General features: G+C 68.7%; 22 protein-coding genes. 15 read left to right on the top strand and 7 right to left on the bottom strand.

Translation table 11 applies throughout. The features are described from left to right. The gene (locus tag RTA_RS07360; RefSeq protein ID WP_013900762.1) at positions 1-1,005 is read right to left on the bottom strand and encodes a YncE family protein; all 1,005 of its coding nucleotides are present in this window, start codon (positions 1,003-1,005) and stop codon (positions 1-3) included. Positions 1,006-1,120: 115 nt separating this feature from the next. On the opposite strand from RTA_RS07360, the gene RTA_RS07355 reads away from it, so the two are divergent. Continuing rightward, positions 1,121-1,894 carry an alpha/beta fold hydrolase gene (locus RTA_RS07355; RefSeq protein WP_041675167.1) on the top strand — a complete coding sequence of 258 codons (774 nt, stop codon included), beginning with the start codon at positions 1,121-1,123 and terminating at the stop codon, positions 1,892-1,894. A gap of 12 nt (positions 1,895-1,906) precedes the next feature. Here RTA_RS07355 and RTA_RS07350 read toward each other — a convergent pair whose 3' ends face one another. Both RTA_RS07350 and RTA_RS20660 read right to left on the bottom strand, forming a co-directional pair. Next, positions 1,907-2,632 carry a pseudouridine synthase gene (locus tag RTA_RS07350; protein WP_013900760.1) on the bottom strand — a complete coding sequence of 242 codons (726 nt, stop codon included), beginning with the start codon at positions 2,630-2,632 and terminating at the stop codon, positions 1,907-1,909. A gap of 44 nt (positions 2,633-2,676) precedes the next feature. Beyond that, positions 2,677-2,862 (bottom strand): hypothetical protein, encoded by a 186-nt coding sequence (locus RTA_RS20660; protein WP_143762928.1) that lies wholly within the window; start codon positions 2,860-2,862, stop codon positions 2,677-2,679. A 223-nt stretch (positions 2,863-3,085) separates the two neighbouring features. Here RTA_RS20660 and RTA_RS07345 point away from each other — a divergent pair, with 223 nt between their 5' ends. After that, positions 3,086-3,355, top strand: coding sequence for a hypothetical protein (locus RTA_RS07345; RefSeq protein WP_013900759.1), 270 nt, complete (start codon positions 3,086-3,088; stop codon positions 3,353-3,355). Here RTA_RS07345 and RTA_RS07340 read toward each other — a convergent pair. Further along, positions 3,352-4,248 (bottom strand): LysR family transcriptional regulator, encoded by an 897-nt coding sequence (locus tag RTA_RS07340; RefSeq protein ID WP_041675166.1) that lies wholly within the window; start codon positions 4,246-4,248, stop codon positions 3,352-3,354. The two genes, RTA_RS07345 and RTA_RS07340, sit on opposite strands and share 4 nt — an antisense overlap. Positions 4,249-4,377: 129 nt before the next feature. On the opposite strand from RTA_RS07340, the gene RTA_RS07335 reads away from it, so the two are divergent. Then, complete coding sequence (locus tag RTA_RS07335; RefSeq protein WP_013900757.1) at positions 4,378-5,124, top strand: SDR family oxidoreductase; 747 nt, start codon at positions 4,378-4,380, stop codon at positions 5,122-5,124. 14 nt (positions 5,125-5,138) lie between these two features. Beyond that, the gene (locus RTA_RS07330; RefSeq protein ID WP_013900756.1) at positions 5,139-6,035 is read left to right on the top strand and encodes an SDR family oxidoreductase; all 897 of its coding nucleotides are present in this window, start codon (positions 5,139-5,141) and stop codon (positions 6,033-6,035) included. A gap of 665 nt (positions 6,036-6,700) precedes the next feature. On the opposite strand, the gene RTA_RS20655 is transcribed toward RTA_RS07330, so the two are convergent. Together RTA_RS20655 and RTA_RS20650 are read right to left on the bottom strand one after the other, a co-directional pair. Beyond that, positions 6,701-7,834, bottom strand: a complete 1,134-nt coding sequence (locus RTA_RS20655; RefSeq protein ID WP_013900754.1) for a hypothetical protein — start codon at positions 7,832-7,834, stop codon at positions 6,701-6,703. A gap of 106 nt (positions 7,835-7,940) precedes the next feature. Next, a complete protein-coding gene (locus RTA_RS20650) occupies positions 7,941-8,627 on the bottom strand; it encodes a Cthe_2314 family HEPN domain-containing protein (RefSeq protein ID WP_143762927.1) in 687 nt (228 codons plus the stop codon). A 581-nt stretch (positions 8,628-9,208) separates the two neighbouring features. On the opposite strand from RTA_RS20650, the gene RTA_RS20170 reads away from it, so the two are divergent. Continuing rightward, on the top strand, positions 9,209-9,493 hold the full coding sequence (locus RTA_RS20170; RefSeq protein WP_081466231.1) for a helix-turn-helix domain-containing protein: 285 nt from the start codon (positions 9,209-9,211) through the stop codon (positions 9,491-9,493). On the opposite strand, the gene RTA_RS07325 is transcribed toward RTA_RS20170, so the two are convergent. After that, complete coding sequence (locus RTA_RS07325) at positions 9,454-10,158, bottom strand: GntR family transcriptional regulator (RefSeq protein WP_013900751.1); 705 nt, start codon at positions 10,156-10,158, stop codon at positions 9,454-9,456. The genes RTA_RS20170 and RTA_RS07325 overlap by 40 nt on opposite strands. An 85-nt stretch (positions 10,159-10,243) precedes the next feature. On the opposite strand from RTA_RS07325, the gene RTA_RS07320 reads away from it, so the two are divergent. The 10 genes from RTA_RS07320 to RTA_RS07275 all read left to right on the top strand — a co-directional run bounded on the left by RTA_RS07320 (position 10,244) and on the right by RTA_RS07275 (position 21,044). Continuing rightward, positions 10,244-11,938, top strand: coding sequence for a thiamine pyrophosphate-binding protein (locus RTA_RS07320; protein WP_013900750.1), 1,695 nt, complete (start codon positions 10,244-10,246; stop codon positions 11,936-11,938). Positions 11,939-11,981: 43 nt separating this feature from the next. Continuing rightward, positions 11,982-12,956, top strand: coding sequence for a tripartite tricarboxylate transporter substrate binding protein (locus RTA_RS07315; RefSeq protein ID WP_013900749.1), 975 nt, complete (start codon positions 11,982-11,984; stop codon positions 12,954-12,956). Between the two features lie 11 nt (positions 12,957-12,967). Next, complete coding sequence (locus RTA_RS07310) at positions 12,968-13,657, top strand: VOC family protein (protein ID WP_049871244.1); 690 nt, start codon at positions 12,968-12,970, stop codon at positions 13,655-13,657. Between the two features lie 171 nt (positions 13,658-13,828). Beyond that, positions 13,829-15,055 (top strand): CaiB/BaiF CoA transferase family protein, encoded by a 1,227-nt coding sequence (locus tag RTA_RS07305; RefSeq protein ID WP_013900747.1) that lies wholly within the window; start codon positions 13,829-13,831, stop codon positions 15,053-15,055. After that, complete coding sequence (locus RTA_RS07300) at positions 15,052-15,990, top strand: hydroxymethylglutaryl-CoA lyase (RefSeq protein ID WP_013900746.1); 939 nt, start codon at positions 15,052-15,054, stop codon at positions 15,988-15,990. The genes RTA_RS07305 and RTA_RS07300 overlap by 4 nt, the downstream gene beginning before the upstream one ends. A gap of 40 nt (positions 15,991-16,030) precedes the next feature. Continuing rightward, complete coding sequence (locus RTA_RS07295) at positions 16,031-16,366, top strand: hypothetical protein (RefSeq protein WP_041675164.1); 336 nt, start codon at positions 16,031-16,033, stop codon at positions 16,364-16,366. 136 nt (positions 16,367-16,502) lie between these two features. Next, entirely contained in the window at positions 16,503-17,474 is a 972-nt protein-coding gene (locus RTA_RS07290) for a tripartite tricarboxylate transporter substrate binding protein (protein WP_013900744.1), read from the top strand. After that, positions 17,471-18,814 carry an MmgE/PrpD family protein gene (locus RTA_RS07285; protein ID WP_013900743.1) on the top strand — a complete coding sequence of 448 codons (1,344 nt, stop codon included), beginning with the start codon at positions 17,471-17,473 and terminating at the stop codon, positions 18,812-18,814. Before RTA_RS07290 ends, RTA_RS07285 begins: the two co-directional genes overlap by 4 nt. Before the next feature lie 30 nt (positions 18,815-18,844). Then, positions 18,845-19,720, top strand: coding sequence for an IclR family transcriptional regulator (locus RTA_RS07280; RefSeq protein WP_013900742.1), 876 nt, complete (start codon positions 18,845-18,847; stop codon positions 19,718-19,720). A 118-nt stretch (positions 19,721-19,838) separates the two neighbouring features. Then, complete coding sequence (locus tag RTA_RS07275) at positions 19,839-21,044, top strand: acyl-CoA dehydrogenase family protein (protein WP_013900741.1); 1,206 nt, start codon at positions 19,839-19,841, stop codon at positions 21,042-21,044. Positions 21,045-21,048 lie beyond the last annotated feature (4 nt).

The raw sequence follows: 21,048 nt of genomic DNA, 5'->3' as shown, positions 1-21,048 counted from the left end.
TCAGCGCGGCGCGTGGTCCAGCGTCCACACGCCGTGCGGCGACTTGCCCACGGGCACCTGGCGCACCACCGCCTTGGTCTCGGTGTCGATCACGGTCAGCCGCTTGGCCCAGCGCGAGGTGACCAGCAGCAGCTTGCCGCCGGCCATCACCTCGATGCAGTCCGGGCCGCCCGGCGCCGCATAGCTGTCGACCACGGCCATGCTCTCCAGGTCGATCTTGGCGATGGTGTTGGCCACGCGGTTGCTGACGAAGACGTGGCGCCTGTCGCCGGCCGCCCGGAACGCGTGCGCGCCGGCGCCTGTCTTGACCTTGCGCTCCAGCCGGGGCGAGTTCCCGCTCACGTCCCATACCTCGACCGTGTCGCCGCCGGTCATGCCCACCAGCAGCCGGCGATCGTCCGGCGTGCCGTACACGTCGGCCGGCAGCGAGCCCGTGGCCACCCGCCACTTCAGGGTCTGGGTCGCCAGGTCGATGGCCACCAGCTCGTCGCTGTCCTGCATGGACACGTAGGCCGTGGTGCTGCGGCTGTCGATCCACATGTGGCTGGGGGTGCGGCCGGTGGGGATGCGCTTGGCCAGCTGCATGTTGCTGCCGTCCCAGCGGTAGACGTCGACATGGTTGAGCCGGTTGGCCGCGGTGACGAACCACTTCATGTCCGGCGAGAAGCGCAGGTGGTAGGGGTCCATCACGCCGCGCACGGTGCGCTGCACCTCGGCGGTCCGGGGATCGATGAAGGTCAGCGAATCGGCCCCCGCGTTGGCCACGATCACCGACTTCTCGTCCGGCGTCAGGTACAGGTGGTGCGGCTCCTTGCCGGTGGGCAGGCGCTTGACCTCGGCCCAGCTCACCGGGTCGATCACGCTGACGCTGGCATCCAGCGAATTGAGCACGAAGATGGGCGCCGCCGGCGATGCGGCAGGCGGCGCGATGGGCGCGGTGGACGAGGCGGCAGGCAGCGCCAGGGGCGCGGCCGGGGGGGCGGGCTGGGCGGCGGCGGCCAGCACGGCCCCGAGTCCCAGCGCGAGGGCGATTGAACGCAGAAAACGGGTCACGGCAAACCTCAGGGCGGCGGCGCGAGAGTGTACCCGGCCGCCTGAGCCATCACGTAACATCCCTGCGATGGAACGGATCGACGTCGGCGGCGTGGAAATCGAGGTACAACGCCTGAAGGCGGGCTCCGGCCGACCGCGGGCGCCCCTGGTTTTCCTGCATGAGGGCCTGGGCTCGGTGGCCATGTGGCGCGACTGGCCGGCGCGGCTGTGCCAGGCCTGCGGCCGCGAAGGCATCGTCTACTCGCGCCGCGGCTACGGCGGCTCCGACCCGGTGCCCGACGTGCGCGGTACCGGCCGCCTGCAACCGGACTACCTGCACCGCGAGGCGCTGGAGGTGCTGCCGGCGCTGCTGGACGAGCTGGACGTGGAAGATCCGGTCCTGCTGGGCCATTCGGACGGCGGCAGCATCGCCCTGCTGCACGCCAGCCACTTCCCGGTGAGCGCCTGCGTGGTGATGGCGCCGCATGTGATCGTGGAAGACATTTCCGTGCGCTCGATCGAGCAGGCGCGTGAAGCCTTCGAGTCGGGCGGGCTGCGCGAGCGGCTGTCCCGGTTCCATGCCGACGTGGACAACGCGTTCTGGCAATGGAACGACATCTGGCTGGACCCGCGCTTCCGGGCCTTCGACATCCGAGCCGAGTGCCGGCGCATCGCCGCGCCGGTGCTGGCCCTGCAAGGCCTGGACGATCCCTATGGAACGCTGCGGCAGATCGACGAGATCGCGCCGACGCAAGGGCCCTTCGAGAAGGTCCAGCTGCCGGCCTGTGGCCATTCGCCGCACAAGGACCAGGCCCAGGCCACGACCGGGCACATCGTCCGCTTCCTGGCCGACCTTCCCTGACCCCATCTTCCTTCAGTCCGGCTGCAGCGCCGCCAGGTCCTGCGGCGTGAGCCAGCGCCAGGCCCCCGGCGCCAGGTCGTCCGGCAGCGCCAGGGCGCCGATGCGCGAGCGGTGCAGCGTCTCGACCCGGTTGCCCACGGCCGCGACCATGCGCTTGACCTGGTGGTACTTGCCCTGGGTGAGCGTCAGGTGGAGGCGGCGCTCGGCCACCACCTCGCAAGCCGCCGCGCGCACCGGCTTGGGACCGTCGTCCAGCACCACGCCTTCGAGCAGCCGGCCGGCCATGGCGGCGGTCGCCGGGTGGCGCAGCCCCACTTCGTAGACCTTGGGCACGTGGTGGCGCGGCGAGGCCATGCGGTGCATGAAGGCGCCGTCGTCCGTGAGCAGCAGCAGTCCGGTGGTGTCCTGGTCCAGCCGGCCGATGGCCTGCACGCCCGGCACGTTCCCCTTGTTCGGCCGCTGGCGCAGCGGCGCCGGCAGCAGGGTGTAGATGCTGGGATGGGCCGACGGGCGCTGCGAGCACTCGAAGCCGGCCGGCTTGTGGAGCATGAGGTAGGCCAGGCGGTGGTAGGTCCAGGGCACCCCCTGCACCGAGAAGCTCAGCCCTTCAGGCTCGAACTGCGCCGTGGCGTCGGTGCACGCTTGGCCGCCGACCTCGACCCGGCCCTGCTGGACCAGCCCGGCGCAGACGCGCCGCGTGCCGAAGCCTTGGGAAAAAAGGATGTCCTGCAGCTGCATGCGCTGCAGTATCGCAAGCCCGGGCGCACCGGGCGCCTGGCGGATCAGCCGCGCGAGGACTTGCCGCCGGCGCGGGCCTCGCGCTGCGGCGGCTCGTCGCGCAGCGAGAACTTGCGGGCCTTGGGCTGCATGCCGCGGTAGAGGCGGCGCTCGGCCTGCGCATCACCGGGGTCGAACTCAGCGTACTTCTCGCGCCGGCCGGGCAATTCTTTCTGGGGAGATTGGTGCATGGCTCGTCTCTGGGACCTGTACTGCAACGGCGACGAATGCCGTTGCAGGGCAATCTAGGCAGCGAACGCCGACGGCGCTGTAGGACGAGAGCGCATGCGTGTAGGACAAGCAGAAGCTGCTTTAGGTTGCGATTTTGTGACCAGCCTATGAAGCCAGAGGGATACTCTGTTCAAATCGAGAACCATTCTCAAGTACACCGTGCCCTGTGCGCGGGCCCACCCGATGAACCTGGACGACAGGCTTGCCGCCGCCTTCGACGCATGGGTGAGTGCCCGGGCGCAGCTCGGCAACCTGCGCGGCACCTTCGCCAGCCAGGTCGGCGGGGGACAGCTGGGCGCCAGCCCCGAGGCCGCCCACCTGGGCGCGCAGATCGGCGCCCAGGAAGCGCAATGCCAGAAGCTCTTCGAGGAGCTGGCCGCCCTGGCGGAACAACGTGCGGCGGAGCGCGAAGCCCAGTGGTTGAACCAGGCTACCCGGCCCCCGGCGGACTAGCGCGCCTTGCCCATCACCTCCGCCAGCCAGTCCACGAACACCCGCACCCGGGGTGCCAGCTGGCGCTGGTTCGCATAGAGCACCGACACCGGCAGCGGCGCCGGGCGCATGTCCGGCAGCACCTCGCGCAGGCTGCCCTCGTCCAGCCGGGCCGCCACGTGGTAGCGCGGTAGCTGGATCAGCCCCAGGTGCGCGGCGCTGCAGGCCACATAGGCTTCGGCATCGCTCACCGACACCGGCCCCTTCAGCTGCACCCGGCGCTCGGTGCCGCCCTCCAGGAACTCGAAGGGCATGACCTTGCCGGTGCGCGTGGACAAGAAGTTGACTGCCTGGTGCCGGCGCAGGTCGTCCAGCGTTTCCGGCACCCCATGCCGGCGCAGGTACTCGCCGCTGGCGCAGGTCACCTGCTGCAGCAGCGCCACCCGCCGGGCCACCATGCTGGAGTCGGCCAGCTCGCCCGCGCGCAGCACGCAGTCCACCCCCTCGCGCACCAGGTCGACCAGCCGGTCGCCCATGCCGATCTCCAGCTCGACCAGCGGATGGCGCTCGAAGAAGTCGCCGATCACCGGCAGCACGAAATGCCGGGCCAGCGTGCCCTGCAGGTCCACGCGCAGCTTGCCGCGCGGCTGGGCCGCCTCGCCGCCGAAGGCCGACTCCGCCTCCTCCAGGTCGGCCAGCAGGCGCACGCAGCGCTGGTAATAGGCCTCGCCGTCCGGGGTGGCACCGACATGCCGGGTCGTGCGATGCAGCAGGCGCGTGCCCAGGCGCTGCTCCAGCTGCTGCACGGCATGGGTGACGGTGGCGCGCGGCAGCTGCAGGTCGTCGGCGGCCTTGGTGAAGCTGCCCAGTTCGACGACGCGGATGAGCACCCGCATGGCGGTGAGTCGGTCCACGTGCCTGGGTTCTTCGGGTCTGGATTGTTGGCGCCGCTTGGACGGTGATGGCAATCCTAGGCCATTTATCCGCGCGGCCATCCACCGAAGAATGGGCCCATCGCCATTCGATTCGCAAGGAGTTCCCGCATGACACCCACCCCCACCCAGGTCGCCATCGTCACCGGCGCGTCGCGCGGCATCGGCGCCGCCATCGCCCGCCGCCTCGCCGCCGACGGCTACGCCGTGGTCGTCAACTATGCCGGCCGCGCCGACGACGCCGCGGCCGTGGTCGCCGACATCGAGAAGAACGGCGGCCGGGCCATCGCCGTGCAGGCCGACGTGGCCGACCCGGCCGCGGCGCGCGCGCTGTTCGACCGGGCGCAGCAGGCCTGGGACCGCATCGACGTGCTGGTCAACAACGCGGGCGTGATGCCGGGCGCGCTGCCGCACCTGGCCGACACCGACGACGCCACCTTTGACCGCCTGTTCGCCATCAACGTCAAGGGCAGCTTCAACACCCTGCGGGAGGCGGCGCGGCGGCTGCAGCCGGGCGGGCGCATCGTCAACCTGTCCAGCAGCGTGATCGGCCTGGCTCTGCCCGGCTACGCGGTGTACGCCGCGACCAAGAGCGCGATCGAGACCTTCACCCACATCATGGCCAAGGAGCTGCGCGGCCGCCGCATCACCGTCAATGCGGTGGCGCCCGGGCCCACCGCCACCGCGCTGTTCCTGGACGGCAAGAGCCCGGAAGCGGTCGAGCGCCTGGCCAAGGCGGCGCCGCTGGAGCGCTTGGGCACGCCGGAGGACATCGCGCAGGCCGTCGCCTTCCTGGCCAGCCCGGCGGCCGGCTGGATCAACGGGCAGACGCTGCGCGCCAACGGCGGGCTGGTGTGAACGAGGACATCCCCATGCCCTCCGTCATCCTCGTCACCGGCGCCTCCACCGGCATCGGCCACCTGAGCGCCCGCGCCCTCGCCGCCGACGGCCACACCGTCTACGCCAGCATGCGCGACGTCGACGGCCGCAACGCCGCCCAGGCCGAAGGACTGCGCCGCTTCGGCGCCGAGCAGAGCGGCGCCCTGCATGCGCTGGAACTCGACGTCTCGTCGCAAGCCTCGGCCGACGCCGCCATCGCCCGCGTGCTGGCCGAGCAGGGCCGGCTGGACATCGTGGTGCACAACGCCGGCCACCTGGCCATGGGCCCCACCGAGGCCTTCACGCCGGAGGAGATCGTGCAGGTGCTGGACACCAACCTGCTGGGCACCCAGCGCGTCAACCGCGCCGCCCTGCCCGCGATGCGCAGCCGCGGGTCCGGCCTGCTGGTGTGGGTGAGCAGCACCACGGTGCGCGGCGGCTTCCCGCCTTTCCTGGGGCCTTATGCGGCCGCCAAGGCGGCGATGGACTCGCTAGCCGTGACCCTGTCTTACGAGCTGGTGCGCTTCGGCATCGAGACCTCGATCGTCGTGCCCGGCGCCTTCACCCGCGGCACGGCCCATTTCCCCAACGCGGGCCGGCCTGCCGACACGGCGACCGTTGCCGCCTATGAGCAGCGCTACGAGGGCGTGATGGACCAGGTGGCGGCGCGCCTGAGCGAGCTGACGCCACCCGAGGCCGATCCCCAGGCCGTGGCCGACGCGATCGCGCGCATCGTCGGCAGCCCGCCGGGGTCGCGGCCTTTCCGCACGGTGGTCGATTTCATCGACGACGGGGCGGGCGAGGTGACGGAGGTGGCCGAGCGGGTGCGGCGGGAGTTTGCCCAGCGGGTTGGGATTGGGGATTTGCTGCAGGGAGTAGGGCGGTCTTGAGCTACAACATCAATGTCATGCCCCCACAGCGGAGCTTGAGTCTTTTGTCCCACAGCCGACGTTACGCAGACCAAGCGCGGTTTAAGACAAAGCCGAGTAGGCGCCTGAGCAGGCAGAGAAGCCGCCGACAGGACGGCCTCATATTGATTGACCCATTAGGCTGCATTCTCCATGCTCTGAATGATTGCGAGCACTACTGATGCCAATGTACCAAGGAAGCCCACGTGCGCGATCAGACCTTCCTCACTCTCATGAAAATACCGCCACTGACTAAATGCATGCCTCCCTCTCGCAGATATCGATCAAATTTGTCTGCGGAGAGGCAAGTCCGTTCTTGGATCTGAAGCCGAAGCCGTTCAGGAAGTCTCTGGAACAAATCCTGCAGATCGTGGCCCCTCGCAGCTTGGCCATGCAGCTGTAGAAGCGCTTTCAAGGCGACCTCTGAGGCGAAAGCGCCGCAAACAATTGCCGGCAGCGCGATTTTTGACTGGTCCTGTAGCTCCTGTTCGGGATCACAACGCCTATGGGCTTCCAGAAAAGCCTCGGCGCAACGAACGTGGTTTGCTATGTCCGGCACTACATGCGACCTAACTTGGAAATGACAGGGATTCAAGAAACGGGAGCGCGGAAGGCGTTATCTCCGGGCGTCCCTATCGGTCGACCGACTAGGGCTCTTTGCCTTGGGTCGAAACATTCTCGGTAACTGGCAATTGATCGAGTAGCTGGCGCCAGCCTGCAACTCTGCCGGACGTCTCCGCCATCTTCTTGAAAGATGCAGCAAGCCTCCTACCAACCTGACGCAGAGACTTAGATGCCTTTCCAATCTCTGCGGCATTGCTTCCCATTGCAAGGGCGCCCTCCACAGTTGATGCGGCTGCCGTAACGAGCGCACGCATCTGCTTGGGGAACTCTGGAGCTTCAGCAATCTGCTTCGGATCCTCTGCAAGTCGCTCCAGCAGGTACTTGAGTCCTGGTTCGATCCGAGCCACTGTCTGGGCATAGTCTCCCGCAACAATCTCCAAGCGAAGTGCTGGTCCCCCCAAGTCCGAAGCGGTACGGTTTGCCAAGGCCAGTCTCGCAGCAGCACCACCTCCCCGTGCATCAGCTTGCCGCACACTCTCGGTAGCTTCTGAGTACACACGAGCAATGTCCTCGGTGATGGTTGTTGCCGCCGTCATTGTCTGTGCGAGTGACTGGCTTGCGATTTCAGTTTCCGCAATCAATTCGAGGAAACCGGGCGCGTCCTCCTCCGAATTTTCTCCCTCAGCCTGGTCAGACGCTTCCACGATTGCGGATTCTGTCATCTCGGTCCTGGACGTTTCAAACCAGACCCGAGTTGCAGTTACCGGATCGCCGCCTGAATCTAAATTCGCGCCGATAACCTTCGCTAAGTCCTTACGTGCCTGTACAAGCCCGGCTTCCGTACGCTTAAACATAATTGTGCGGATCGCAGCGACGTCAAAAGGAAGACGACCTTTCTCGCCAATTTGCACTGTGAGCTTTCCGGTCGTATGGCGAAGACCTAGTTCATACATGACGTTAGGATTCGCGCCAGTTAAATCAGCGATGACAACAGGCGCGTCCCGCAGGTGTCGGAAGATTTGTTCTGGGATCTCTCCTGTCTTCGCAATCATGTCCGCGCGAACGGCCTCGATTCCGAAGGCGGTGCAGGCGGGAATAATCACCTCCTCCAGGATCTGCACACCCTCTTCATATGCCACTCGGGCTAGCGTTCCATCTGCAGCCTCTTTGTCGCCGATGGGTCCAATTACAAATGCCTTGAGGTTGGCGGTGGTCATACTTTGTCCGTGCCGTGCGGAATTGCCTCATGCAGAAATGAGCGGCCCCGTAGCAGTATGCTCGATTGCTATGTTGGCCATAGCCGCTCCAACAGGCAGACCAGCATCAAATGGGCCGTCCGACGGCTTCGTAGACGCTTCTCAGTCTCTCTAGCAGTGTACGAAGCATGCTCTCAGCGTCTGCAATCAGTACAGCTACATCGTTTGCAGTCATTGCGAAGTGCTCTCTCATTAACTCAAGCAGATCAATATTTTTTGGACTCTCCAGCTGGAGCGCTTTAAAGGCGGTAAAAATGCCTAACTCTCGGCTCGAAAACGCTGAGGAGTGAATGACCTCGTTTCTCAGAGCCTTATGCTCCTTAATCCGGTTTGTCAGCGCGACAAGTGCCGAATAGATCTCGGGATGTGCATCCTCCATGTGGGCGAGGACATAACGATTGCCATCGGACTTTTCGTAGCGCCTTGCATCCAGCAGCAGCGAGGCTCCTGCCAAACGGTGAGCCCGGTCAATCAGTCCGACGGCACGGAAGATAAAGTTTTCGTAGTGATACCGGTACTGCTCAGGCGAAGGGACCTCACCGCGTGTCAGATCGATGATAAATCCCAGGGCTAGGCGCAAGGCCGCCAATGAGTTATCAAGCTCACTGACTCGTTCGGTGACCCGCGTGGAGTAAATCTCCTCTGCAGTTCCAGAGAAAGAATCTCCCCCTCGTAGCAGCGCCTCGAGCCCCTTGCCCCCTGCGCTTCGGACAAACTGCATAAGAGGCTGAAGAGCATCACTTTCGATCAACATCGGACGCCGCACTCTGATGCCTAATGTCGGAAATGACCGGTACCTAGTAGGCGGGCGCAGCCCACCGATAGAGTGCCTGTCTCGACTTACCGGTTAGGCTGCGCCACGACGTTTTGCAAGACGCCATGGCAAGCGCACACTGACGCAGAAACTAAGAGCATGCAGTAGGTGCCAAGCAGCGAGGTAAGGCGCATCGCGAAGGAACTGCTCAAGCGAAGCAGTCGTTACCTGCACGAGCATTTACTGCAACAGTGACAGACATCACGACTGACGCCATCAAGAGGTGGTCGTAAGAAAGTGATCCAACAAAGCCGGCCAATATTCTCCAGGTGACACTTTAACAGGCCGCGAACGTACCGCTGGGGGCTACACGATTCCTGCATCTTGTCGCGCAGGCGCAGCTTCAGCGCTGAGGCGCTCGCTTGGCTGCGCACAGCATGGTCAGGGAACGTCTGCCAGCTGCGCGCCGTGGTGAGGTTGCCGGCCGGTGCACTGATCCTGCCCGGAGACGCGCAAGTGGATGCGGACCTGCTGCTCTTGGCCAGCGGAAACCCATATAGCGGTGCAGATCTGACTGCCCCATCCACATCGGGGCAAGAAGGCTTAGGTTTCCTCGATGCCCCCTCGTCGAGCTGGAAACGCGCCTGATTTCGGAGGCACTCGCAGGGTCGGGCGGCAACCAGTCTGAAGCAGCGAGGAGACTAGGGATCTCGCGCGTCGGACTGATCAAGAAAATTGGCAGTCTCGGTTTGAGAGGCGAAGGCAATAAGCCCGGCATGCCGCCAGCCCACTTGCCTGAGCAATTGGGGCGGACCGCTGCGGCTCCTCACGCCGCGCCCACTCCCCGCCCCTCCTCCGCCAAATAGATCCTCGCCAACCCCCGCGTGATCGCCTCCACGATCTGATCCCTTCTCAGCCCGATGTGCTCGCGCAGCACGCGCTCGCTGGCCGCGGCGTCGCGCGCCTTCAGGGCCTGCAGGATGGCCTGGTGCTCGCGCTGGGTCGAGTCGCGGCCCACCTTCTCCATGTCGATCCAGCGGATGAAGCGGATGCGCTCGTTCAGGTTCAGCAAAATGCGGCGCAGCTCGGCGTTGCGCGCCATGTCGGCGATGCGCAGGTGGAAGCCCTCGTCCAGCTCCACCAGCCGCTCCACCGGCGTGTCGGCCGGCACGGCCTGGCTTTGCTCCAGGTAAGCCATGGCTTCGGCGATCTCCTCGTCGGTGGCCCGGGCGATCGCCATGCCCAGGCAGGCGGCTTCGATGGCCACCCGGGTCTCGTACAGCTCCAGCGTCTCCTGTACGTCCAGCGGCCGGCGGATGAAGCCGCGGCTGGAAGGCTGCAGGAAGCCGTCGTTGACCAGCCGGGTCAGCGCCTCCCGCACCGGCGTGCGGCTCACGCCCAGCCGCTGCGCCAGCTCGATCTCGCTGAGCTTCTCGCCCGGCTTGAGCTGGTAGGAGATCGCCATCTCGCGCAGCGTGTTCAGCACGCCGGAGCCGCGTTCGCGCCGAACCTTGGAAATCGGAGCCCGCATGTGGTTGGTCGTCTGTTGCCGCCCCTGTCGTCGCTTAAGTATACTGAGATGCACTCACTGTGGAATCCAAATGGCCGGAGATCGAATGACCGCTATGAATGGCGCGGACGCCCTGGTCCGCATGCTGCAGCTCAATGGCGTCAAGCACATCTTCGGCCTGTGCGGCGACACCAGCCTGCCCTTCTACGACGCGATGGCCCGGCTGGACCATGGCATGGACCACGTGCTCACCCGCGACGAGCGCAGTGCCGCCTACATGGCCGACGCCTATGCGCGCGTCACCGGCAAGCCGGGCGTGTGCGAGGGCCCCAGCGGCGGCGGCGCCACCTACCTGCTGCCGGGCCTGGTGGAGGCCAACGAATCGGCCATCCCCGTGCTGGGCATCACCTCCGACGTGTCGGTCGGCTCGCGCGGCAAGTTCCCGCTGACCGAGCTGGACCAGCAGGCGCTGTATCAGCCGCTCACCAAGTGGAACACCACCATCGACCGCGTCGACCAGATCCCGCACGCGGTGCGCACCGCGTTCCGCGCGATGACCACCGGCCGCCCCGGCGCCACCCACCTTTGCCTGCCCTACGACGTGCAGAAGCACGCCATCGATCCGGCCGAGGTCTGGGCCCAGCCGGGGCATGACCGCTTTCCCGCCTACCGCTTTGGCCCCGACCCGGCGGAGGTGGAGCGCGCCGCGGAGAAGCTGGTCGCGGCCCGCGCGCCGGTGATCGTCTGCGGCGGCGGGGTGGTGATCTCCGGCGCCAGCGCCGAGCTGGAGGCCCTGGCGACGCTGCTGAACGCGCCGGTCTGCACCACCATCAGCGGCAACGGCTGCCTGCCCGGCGCGCACCCGCTCAACGCCGGGGTGGTGGGCACCAACGGCGGCGTCGCCGCCACCCGGGCCGTGGTGGCCCAGGCCGACCTGGTGCTGTTCGTGGGCGCCCGCGCCGGCTCGACCACCACCGAGCACTGGCAGATGCCCGCGCGCGACGTGGCCATCCTGCACCTGGACGTGGACCCCATGACCATCGCCACCAACTACCGCACCGACGTAGCGCTGGTGGGTGATGCCAGGCTGGGGCTGGCGGCGCTGGCCGCCGCGGCCTCAGCGCGCATCGCGCACCGCCCGGCCGGCGCCGCGGACGGCCGCGCCATCGTGGCCAGGGCGCGGCAGGAGAAGCACGGCTTCTTCGCCCAGCTGGCCGAATCCAACGACCGGCCGATCAAGCCCGAGCGGGTGGTGGACGCCCTCAACAAGCTGCTGCCGGCCAGGTCCATCGTGGTCGCCGACCCCGGCACGCCCTGCCCCTACTTCTCCGCCTATTTCGACGCGCCGCAATCGGGGCGGCACTTCATCACCAACCGGGCGCACGGCGCACTGGGCTTTTCCATGGCGGCCGGCGTGGGCGCCTCGTTCGGCCGGCCCGACGCGACGGTGGTCTCGGTCATGGGCGACGGCAGCTTCGGCTTCACCTGCGGCGAGATGGAGACCATCGTGCGCCGCGGCATCCCGCTGAAGATGATCGTGTTCTCCAACTCGGTGTTCGGCTGGATCAAGGCCAGCCAGAAGACCGGCTATGGCGAGCGCTACTTCTCGGTCGACTTCAACCGCACCGACCATGCGCGCGTGGCCGAGGCCTTCGGCGTGAAGGCCTGGCGCGTGGAAGACCCGTCGCAGGTCCACGCTAGCCTCAAGGCGGCGCTGCTGCACGACGGCCCCGCCCTGGTGGACGTGGTCTCGCAGGAACTGCAGGACACCGCCGTGCCGGTCAGCCAGTGGATGGGCTGACGCCGTTTTCCCTTCCGCAACGTCAAGAAGAAAGGTCAAGACCATGAGCAGCAGCCTTCCGAACCGTCGCCAGGTCATCGCCGCCGCGGCGGCCCTGGGCCTCGCCCCGGCCGCCTGGGCCCAGTCCGACACGCCCCTGCGGCTGGTGGTGACCTTCCCTCCCGGCGGCAGCACCGACATCGCGGCGCGCATCATCCAGCCCGAGCTGGCCAGGCGCCTGGGCCGCTCGGTCGTGGTGGACAACAAGCCCGGGGCGGCGAGCCAGCTGGCCACCAGCTTCGTGGCCAAGGCGCCGCCCGACGGCAACACGCTGCTGGTGAGCTTCGACACGCACGCCATCAACCCCATCGCCAAGTCCAACCTGCCCTACGACACCTTCAAGGACTTCGCCGGCGTGACGCTGGCGGTGCGCTTCCCGCTGGTCATCGGCGCCTCGGCCTCGGTGCCGGCCACCGACCTGCGCGGCTTCCTGGAGGCCGCGCGCCGCGAGCCGGCCAAGTTCAGCTACGCGTCCACCGGCGTCGGCTCGATGAACCACCTGGTGATGGAGGACATCAAGCGCAAGGCCAACGTCTTCGTGCTGCACGTGCCCTACGGCGGCGGCGGGCCGGCGGTGCAGGCGGTGCTGAGCGACACCTCGCAGCTCACCCTCTTGAGCTACGCCGCGCTGAAGGGCCAGATCGCCGCCGGCAAGGTCAAGCCGCTGGCGGTGACCGGGGCCAGGCGCCTGCCCGACCTGCCCAACGTTCCCACGGTGGCCGAGTCCGGCTTCCCCGGCTTCGAGGCCTATTCGTGGATCGGCATCTTCGCGCCGGCCGGCACGCCGCAGGACAAGCTGCGCGAGCTCACCGAGCAGTTCCGCGCCACGCTGAACTCGCCCGAGGTCCACGGCAAGCTGACGCAGGCCGGCTTCGAGGTGATGGCCACCGACGGCCGCGGCGTCGAGCAGCACGCGCGCCGGGAGTACGAGCGCTGGGGCGAGTTCGTCCGCGCCACCAACCTGAAGCTGCAGGAGTGAGCGGCAGCGCCATGAGGCTGGACCACGTGGTGATCGTGGTCGCGCAGCTCGATGCGGCGGTCGCCGCCTACCGGGCGGCCGGCTTCACCGTGGTGCCGGGCGGCAGCCATCCCGGCCGCAGCACGCGCAATGCACTGGTGGTGTTCGAGGACGGCGCCTACCTGGAGCTGATCACCTACGACGCTCCGTCGCCGCAGGAGCGGTGGTGGCAGGTCCTGTCGCATCACGGCACCGGACTGGTGGACTTCGCGCTGCTGCCGCAGGACATCGAGGCCGTGGTCGCGGCCGCGCGCCAACGCGGCCTGGCCCGCATCACCGGCCCCCATCCCGGCGGGCGGGTGCGGCCGGACGGTGTGCAGCTGGCCTGGCAGACGGCGCGCCAGGCGACGCACGACCTGCCCTTCCTGTGCGCGGACGTCACACCGCGGGCGCTGCGCGTCCCCGAAGGAGAGGTGCGCCGGCACGCCAACGGCGCGCTCGGCATCGCCGAGGTGGCGGTCGCCGTCCGGGACGTCGAGGCCACGCTGGCGCGCTGGCGCGCCTTCCTGGGCGCCGAGGCGGTGGCCGACGGGCAGGTGAGGCTGGCGGATTGCCGCATCACGCTGAGGCCGGAGCCGCAGCGGGCGCGCGGCGAAGGGCCGTGCGCGGTGAGCCTGGCGGTGGCGGGTGGCTCGGGCAAGGTCGAGCTTCCCGGTTGTTGACCCGGAAATAGCCATCAACAGCTGAGCTGGGGCGCGACAACATCGCCTCCGGACGCGGCCCGGATTGGCGCCAAAGTCACAAGCGGACCCCCGGCGCCCTTCGCAGAATGCGAAGGCTGCTTCCGCAAAGCGCGGATGGACGCGCGGCCCGGCCCGCCGGAGACTCTCCGGATGGACACCGTCACGACCCATACAGCGCCAGGCGCCTTGTCCGGACTCAAGGTCCTGGAACTCGGCCAGCTGATCGCCGGCCCCTTCGCCGCCAAGACGCTCGCGGATTTCGGGGCCGAAGTCATCAAGATCGAACCGCCGGGCACCGGCGATCCGCTGCGCAAGTGGCGCCTGCTGAAGGACGGCACCTCCGTGTGGTGGCAGGTCCAGTCGCGCAACAAGCGCTCGCTGGCACTGGACCTGCGCGACCCCGAGGGCCAGGCGATCGTGCGCCGGCTGGCCGGCGAGGCCGACGTGCTGATCGAGAACTTCCGCCCCGGGGCGATGGAGGGCTGGGGCCTGGCGCCGGACGACCTGCTGGGGCTGAACCCGCGGCTCATCGTGCTGCGCATCAGCGGCTACGGCCAGACCGGCCCCTACCGGGACCGGCCCGGCTTCGGCGTCGTGGCCGAGGCCATGGGCGGGCTGCGCCACCTCACCGCCGAGCCGGGACGGGTGCCGGTGCGCGTGGGCGTCAGCATCGGCGACACGCTGGCCGCGCTGCACGGGGTGATCGGCATCCTGCTGGCGCTGCAGCACCGCCACGCGAGCGGCCGCGGCCAGGTCATCGACGTGGCGCTCTACGAGGCGGTGTTCAACTGCATGGAAAGCCTGCTGCCCGAGTACAGCGCCTTCGGCGCCGTCCGCGAGGCGGCCGGCAGCGCCCTGCCCGGCATCGCGCCGACCAATGCCTACCTCTGCCGGGACGGCGGCTACGCCCTGATCGCCGGCAACGGTGACAGCATCTTCCGCCGGCTGATGACGCTGATCGGCCGCGAGGACCTGGGCGGCGATCCCGCCCTGGCCGACAACGCCGGCCGGGTGGCGCGCGTGGCCGAGCTCGACGCGGCCATCGGCGCCTGGACGGCCCAGCGGCCGGTCGACGAAGTGCTGGCGGCGCTCGCGAAAGCCTCCGTGCCGGCCGGCCGCATCTACACCGTCGCCGACATCGCGGCCGACCCGCACTACCGGGCGCGCGGCATGCTGCAGGAGCTGCGCATGGACGACGGCAGCACGCTGGCCGTGCCGGGCATCGTCCCCAAGCTGTCGCTGACGCCCGGCAGCCACCGCCGCAACGCCCCCGCCCTCGGCCAGGACTCCGATGCCGTGCTGCGCGAGATGGGCCTCACGCCGCAGCAGATCCGGACCCTGAAGGAGCGCGGCATCGTCAATGGAGCATCCGCATGACACGCATCCACTTCAACGAGGTCGTCACCCGCGACGGCTTCCAGATCGAACCCGGGTTCGTGCCCACGGACGCCAAGGTGGCACTGGTCGACGAGCTCAGCGAGTGCGGCTACGCCAAGATCGAGGTCACCTCGTTCACCTCGGCCAAGGCCATCCCCATGCTGCGGGACGCCGAGGAGGTCATGGGCCGCATCCGCCGGGTGCCCGGCGTGGAGTACACGGTGCTGGTGCCCAACGTGCGCGGCGCCGAGCGCGCGCTGGAGTCACGCGCCGACGAGCTCAACCTGGTGATGTCCACCTCGGAGACGCACAACCTCGCCAACCTGCGCATGCCGCGCGAGAAGAGCTTCGCGGGCCTCAAGGACGTGATCGTGCTGGCGGCCGGCCAGGTGCCGGTGAACGTCTCGCTGTCCACCTGCTTCGGCTGCCCGATGGAAGGCGAGGTGCCGCAGGACGAGGTGCTGCGCTGGGCCGACCGCTTCGCTCGGCTTGGCGTGCGCGGCCTGACGATTTGCGACACCACCGGCATGGCGCATCCGGCCCAGGTGGCCCGCATGGCGCAGGCCCTGCGCGAGCGGTTCGGCGCCTTGCAGCTGACCCTGCACTTCCACAACACGCGCGGCATGGGACTGGCGAACGTGCTGGCCGCCGTGCAGGCCGGCATCGTCCGCTTCGACGGCTCGCTGGGCGGGCTGGGCGGCTGCCCCTACGCGCCGGGGGCCAGCGGCAACATCAGCAGCGAGGATGCCGTCCACATGCTGCAGGCCATGGGCTACGACACGGGCATGGACTTGGAGCGGCTGCTGGCGGTCGCGCGCCGGCTGCCCCAGATCGTCGGGCACGACGTGCCCGGGCAGGTGGCCAAGGCGGGGCGCAGCACGGACCTGCATCCCGCGCCCGGCTCCGTGGCCGAGCTGCGCCGGGCCTTCATGTGATCGACCTGGAACGCCGCCGGCGCCTTCCACTCCAAGCGGCATGGCTGCCACCCTACCGGACATCTTCGACACCTTCCGCCGACGCCTGGCGGGCGCAATCATCGCGGCGGCGCGGGAGCGCGCGAGCACCGCAGGCCCGCCCGTGGACGTCATGGTGCGCAGCTTCGACGGGACGGTTCTCGCGCATTTCAGCCTGGCTTCCGCCGAGCAATTGCTGCGCTTGAGGGACGCGGTCCGGCCGTACGGCTGTTCGGCCATCCACATGGATGCCTCGAGCTGCGATTTCGCACTGGACCGCAGGGCGGCCAACCACCGCGAGCAGCATCCCGGCCGGCGGGCAGCGGACAAGAAGCGGACGCTGCCGGAACACAGGTAGGGCTCAGGCCAGGCGCATCCGGGCGGCCCACGGCCGCAGATATCAGCCCGCTGAACATTGCGGCCCCGGTGTTCCCCGGGGCCGGACGGCCGCCTAGCATCCGAGGCTCTCTCACTCGATCCTCGGAGACAAACCAATGAATCGTCGCGCGATCCTGGCCGCCGTCGCCGCAGCGGCCGCGGGCCTGCTGGGGGCCACGGGGTCCCACGCCCAGCAGGCGTACCCGAACAAGCCCATCCGCCTGGTGGTCCCCTACCCGGCCGGCGGCGGCGCGGACGGCCTGGCCCGCCTGATCGGCAGCAAGATGGCCGACAAGCTGGGGCAGAGCGTGGTGATCGAGAACAAGCCGGGGGCCAACACCATGCTGGCCTCCAGCGAGGTCGCGCGCCAGCCGGCCGACGGCTACACCCTGCTCTACGTGGCCAGCTCCTTCACCATCAACCCCAGCCTCTACAAGGTGCCGTACGACACCGAGCGGGCGTTCGCACCGGTGGCGATGGTGGCCGAGGTGCCGCTGATCATCATCCGCAACCAGAAGGCGTCCTACAACACCCTGGCCGACCTCATCAAGGCCGCCAAGGCCAAGCCCGGCCAGATCAATTACGCCTCCTACGGCCAGGGCAGCCCGGCCCACCTGGGGGGCGAGCTGCTGGAGAGCATGGCCGACGTGGACATGACCCACATCCCGTACAAGGGCAGCGCGCCCGCGCTGAACGACCTGCTGGGCGGGCAGGTGGAAGTCGCCTTCAGCAGCATCGAGCCTGCGCTGCAGCTGATCCGCTCCAACCGGGTCCACCCGATCGCGGTGATGACCAGCAAGCGCATCGCCGCCCTGCCCAACGTGCCGGCGGTCGCGGAAACCTACCCGGGGTTCGAGGCCATCGGCTGGAACGGCATCGTGGCGCCGGCCGGCACGCCGGCCCCCATCGTGTCGCGGCTGAACCAGGTGATCAACGAGGCGGTGAAGAGCCCGGAGGTGCAGCAGGCCTATGCCAAGCAGGGCGTCGAGGCCGACCCCATGACGCCCGATGCCTTCGGCAAGCTGATGAAGGACGAGATCGTGAAATGGGGCGAGGTCGTCAAGAAGGCCGGGGTCAAGGTCGAGTGACGCAGGCGGGGCTCACACGCGAGCTGGGCCGCTTCGTCGCCCGGGTGGCCCGGGAGGGGGCCCCTGGCGAGGCCCGCGCGGTCGCCTGCGTCGGCTTCATCGACACCACGGGGACGCTGATCGCGGCCCGGCAGGAAGACGCGGTGCAGACCCTGCTGCGCGCGCTGGCCCCGCTCCCGCCAGGGCGGGCTCGGCTGCTGTATGGCGCCCAGACCACCGATGCGGGCACGGCGGCCCTGGTCAACGGCACCGCCGCCCATGCCCTGGACTACGACGATGTGGCGCTGCGCGGGCACCCCAGCGCCGTGCTGGTGCCCGCCATCGTCTCGCTGGCCACCGAGATGGGGTGCAGCGGCGCGCGCATGCTCGACGCCTATGTGGCCGGCTACGAGGTGTGGGGCGAGCTGGTGGACCGCGAAACCGGCATCCACCACCTCAAGGGCTGGCATCCCACCGGAATCTTCGGATCGATAGGCGCTGCCGCCGCGGCGGCGGTCTTGCTGGAGCTCGACGAGGAGCAGAGCATGCACGCGCTGGGGCTGGGCGCCAGCCAGAGCGCGGGCCTGATGTCCAACTTCGGCGCCATGTCCAAGCCCTTCCATGCCGGGCGCGCGGCGCAGGCCGGCGTGCTGTCGGCGCGGCTGGCGCGCGCCGGCTTCACCGCCTCGGCCGATGCACTGGAACATCCGCAGGGCTTCCTGGCGGCCGTCTCGCCCCGCGGCGAGGTGGACCCGGTCCGGGAGGTTGCCGTGCATGCCCGCTGGCAGCTGCCGGCGCGCCGCATGAACGTCAAGCGCTACCCGCTGTGCTACTACACCCATCGCTCGCTGGATTGCATGCTGGCCCTGCGTGCAACCTGCCCGTTCGCGCCCGAGGATGTCGAGGGAGTGGAGGTGCACATGAGCCAGGAGCACGCCACGGTGCTGCGCAACCACCGCCCGACGACGGGCCTGGCCGCCAAGTTCAGCATCGAGTTCGCCATGGCCAGCGCCATCGTCGCCGGCCGCGCCGGCCTGGGCGAGCTGACCGACGGGTTCGTGCAGCAGCCGCTGGTGCAGCGCCTGATCGAGCGCGTGTACGTCATGGCCATCCCGGCCGATGATCCGCACACGCCCGCGGCGGCGTGGGCCGACCAGGTGATCGTGACGCTCAAGGACGGCAGCGTGCTGCAGGGCGAGCCGGTGCACCAGGCGCTGGGCCATGCCGAGCGGCCGCTGGGGCCGGCGGACCTGCGGGCCAAGTTCGTCGACGCCCTGGCCCATGGCCGCTACGAGGGCGATGCCCAGGCGCTGTTCGACCAGCTGGCCGCGCTCGAGCAGATGGCGGTCTTCACGCTGTAGACGCTGGCGCGGCGGTAAACTGGCCGCAGCATGAATGGCCCGGAACCCACCCCGCCGGACAAGGTCGCCCTGACCCGCGTGGCGCCCGACATGCCCTATGGCAAGGCGGTCGGGTCGCTGCACCGCAGCCTGGAGGTGCTGGAGCTTTTCGCGGTCGAACAGCGCGCCCTCACCGTCGGCGAAGTCGCGCAGCAGCTGGGCTACCCGCAGTCCAGCACCTCCGTGCTGCTGCACAACCTCAGCGAGCTGGGCTACCTGCAGCACGACCGGCACGCGCGCACCTTCCTGCCCACGCTGCGCGTGAGCTTCCTGGGCATGTGGCTGCACCAGCGCGTGCTGGCCCAGGGCAACCTGCTGGACTTCATGGAGATGCTCGCCAGCCGTTCCGGGCACGTGGCGATGCTGGCCATGCAGAACGGGATCCATGCGCAGTACATCCACATCGTCTCGGCGCGCACCTCGCGCGTGGGGCTCAAGCCGGGCCTGCTGCGGCCGATCTGCCGCTCGGCCGTCGGCAAGGTGCTCCTGAGCACCATGGCCGACGACGAGATCCTGCGCATCGTGCGCAACGTGAACGCGACGGACGTGTCGTTCCCGCAGCCCGTGGACGGCAAGGCCCTGCTCAAGGAAGTCGCCGAGTGCCGGCGCACCGGCTTCGCCTTCAGCGTGGACGCGGTGACGCCAGGCTCTTCCGTGATCGCGGCACGCGTGCCGGTGGACGTGGGCGGCCAGCCGCTGGCCGTGGGCATCGGCGTGCACACCTGGCAGCGCCAGGAGCTGCAGGACACCGTCATGGCCCTGCTGCGCGAAGCGCTGGGCACCTACTTCCCGCCCGGCAGCGGTGAGACCGGGCGCCCGCGCATCCAGCCGCCGCAGGCCGGCTACGCCGTGGTCAAGACCTCCTGACCTGTCCGGCCGGGGCCGGAAATCAGCCCCGTGAAATGTCTCCGCGCAGGGGTCCGGACCGGTGCCGCGGCGCGCTTTCGCACCTAGCATAAGCGCCCTACCCAGGAGACCGGACCCCATGAGTTCCCCCGCCCATCGCCTCGACCACGGTGCCGAGCCCATCACCCTGCAGCTCGGCGAAGACCATGCCGACATCCGTGAAGCGGTGCGGCGCGTGTGCGCCGGCTTCCCGCAGGAGTACTGGCGCGGCCTGGAGGACGGGGAGAAATACCCCACCGGGTTCATCGATGCGCTGACCGAGGCGGGCTTCCTCGCCGCGCTGATCCCCGAGCAGTACGGCGGCTCGGGCCTGCCGCTGCGCGCCGCCGCCGTGATCATGGAAGAGATCTGCGCCGCCGGCTGCCATGCCGCGGCCGGCCATGCGCAGATGTACATCATGGGCACGGTGCTGCGCCACGGCAGCGAGGAGCAGAAGCAGCGCTACCTGCCCGAGATCGCCGCCGGCCGGCTGCGCCTGCAGGCCTTCGGCGTCACCGAGCCCACCACCGGCTCGGACACCACCCAGCTGAAGACGCGCGCCACCCGCACCGACAAGGGCTACCGCCTCAACGGCCAGAAGGTGTGGACCTCGCGCGCCCTGCATTCCGACCTGATGCTGGTGCTGGCGCGCACCACGCCCGCCGCCGAGGTGAAGAGCAAGACCGAGGGCATCTCCACCTTCCTGATCGACATCCGCGCGGGCCTCGGCAAGGGCCTGACCATCCGCCCGATCCAGGCCATGGTGAACCACCATGCCACCGAGGTGTTCTTCGAGGACCTGGACGTGCCGGCGGACGCGCTGGTCGGCGAGGAAGGCAAGGGCTTCCGCTACATCCTGGACGGCATGAACGCCGAGCGCATGATCACGGCGGCCGAGGCCATAGGCTCGACCCGCTGGTTCGTCCGCACGGCCACGGCCTACGCCAACGAGCGCGTGGTGTTCAAGCGCCCCATCGGCGCCAACCAGGCCATCCAGTTCCCCATCGCGCAGGCCCACGTGCAGATGGAAGCGGCCGACATGATGGTGCGGCGCGCCACGGCGCTGTTCGAGGCCGGCCTGCCCTGCGGCGCCGAGGCCAACATGGCGCGCTACCTGGCCGCCGAATGCCTGTGGAACGCCGCGGAGGCCTGCATGCAGACCCATGGCGGCTTCGGCTTCGCGCGGGAGTACAACGTGGAGCGCAAGTGGCGCGAGGCGCGGCTGGCGCGCATCGCGCCGGTGTCCACCAACCTCATCCTGGCCAACATCGCGCAGAACGTCCTCGGCCTGCCGCGTTCCTACTGAAAGG

This window comes from Ramlibacter tataouinensis TTB310 (assembly GCF_000215705.1).
Lineage (GTDB): Bacteria > Pseudomonadota > Gammaproteobacteria > Burkholderiales > Burkholderiaceae_C > Ramlibacter > Ramlibacter tataouinensis.
The sequence above is the reverse complement of the archived record's forward strand: the minus strand, read 5'-3'. Positions and strand labels throughout refer to the sequence as shown.

What these genes read in the sequence shown, in the direction of transcription:
- RTA_RS07355 (WP_041675167.1), top strand. Translation starts at nt 1,121, where the DNA reads ATGGAACGGATCGACGTCGGCGGCGTGGAAATCGAGGTACAACGCCTG.
- RTA_RS07350 (WP_013900760.1), bottom strand. Translation starts at nt 2,632, where the DNA reads ATGCAGCTGCAGGACATCCTTTTTTCCCAAGGCTTCGGCACGCGGCGC.
- RTA_RS20660 (WP_143762928.1), bottom strand. Translation starts at nt 2,862, where the DNA reads ATGCACCAATCTCCCCAGAAAGAATTGCCCGGCCGGCGCGAGAAGTAC.
- RTA_RS07345 (WP_013900759.1), top strand. Translation starts at nt 3,086, where the DNA reads ATGAACCTGGACGACAGGCTTGCCGCCGCCTTCGACGCATGGGTGAGT.
- RTA_RS07335 (WP_013900757.1), top strand. Translation starts at nt 4,378, where the DNA reads ATGACACCCACCCCCACCCAGGTCGCCATCGTCACCGGCGCGTCGCGC.
- RTA_RS07330 (WP_013900756.1), top strand. Translation starts at nt 5,139, where the DNA reads ATGCCCTCCGTCATCCTCGTCACCGGCGCCTCCACCGGCATCGGCCAC.
- RTA_RS20655 (WP_013900754.1), bottom strand. Translation starts at nt 7,834, where the DNA reads ATGACCACCGCCAACCTCAAGGCATTTGTAATTGGACCCATCGGCGAC.
- RTA_RS20650 (WP_143762927.1), bottom strand. Translation starts at nt 8,627, where the DNA reads ATGTTGATCGAAAGTGATGCTCTTCAGCCTCTTATGCAGTTTGTCCGA.
- RTA_RS07325 (WP_013900751.1), bottom strand. Translation starts at nt 10,158, where the DNA reads ATGCGGGCTCCGATTTCCAAGGTTCGGCGCGAACGCGGCTCCGGCGTG.
- RTA_RS07320 (WP_013900750.1), top strand. Translation starts at nt 10,244, where the DNA reads ATGACCGCTATGAATGGCGCGGACGCCCTGGTCCGCATGCTGCAGCTC.
- RTA_RS07315 (WP_013900749.1), top strand. Translation starts at nt 11,982, where the DNA reads ATGAGCAGCAGCCTTCCGAACCGTCGCCAGGTCATCGCCGCCGCGGCG.
- RTA_RS07310 (WP_049871244.1), top strand. Translation starts at nt 12,968, where the DNA reads ATGAGGCTGGACCACGTGGTGATCGTGGTCGCGCAGCTCGATGCGGCG.
- RTA_RS07305 (WP_013900747.1), top strand. Translation starts at nt 13,829, where the DNA reads ATGGACACCGTCACGACCCATACAGCGCCAGGCGCCTTGTCCGGACTC.
- RTA_RS07300 (WP_013900746.1), top strand. Translation starts at nt 15,052, where the DNA reads ATGACACGCATCCACTTCAACGAGGTCGTCACCCGCGACGGCTTCCAG.
- RTA_RS07295 (WP_041675164.1), top strand. Translation starts at nt 16,031, where the DNA reads ATGGCTGCCACCCTACCGGACATCTTCGACACCTTCCGCCGACGCCTG.
- RTA_RS07290 (WP_013900744.1), top strand. Translation starts at nt 16,503, where the DNA reads ATGAATCGTCGCGCGATCCTGGCCGCCGTCGCCGCAGCGGCCGCGGGC.
- RTA_RS07280 (WP_013900742.1), top strand. Translation starts at nt 18,845, where the DNA reads ATGAATGGCCCGGAACCCACCCCGCCGGACAAGGTCGCCCTGACCCGC.
- RTA_RS07275 (WP_013900741.1), top strand. Translation starts at nt 19,839, where the DNA reads ATGAGTTCCCCCGCCCATCGCCTCGACCACGGTGCCGAGCCCATCACC.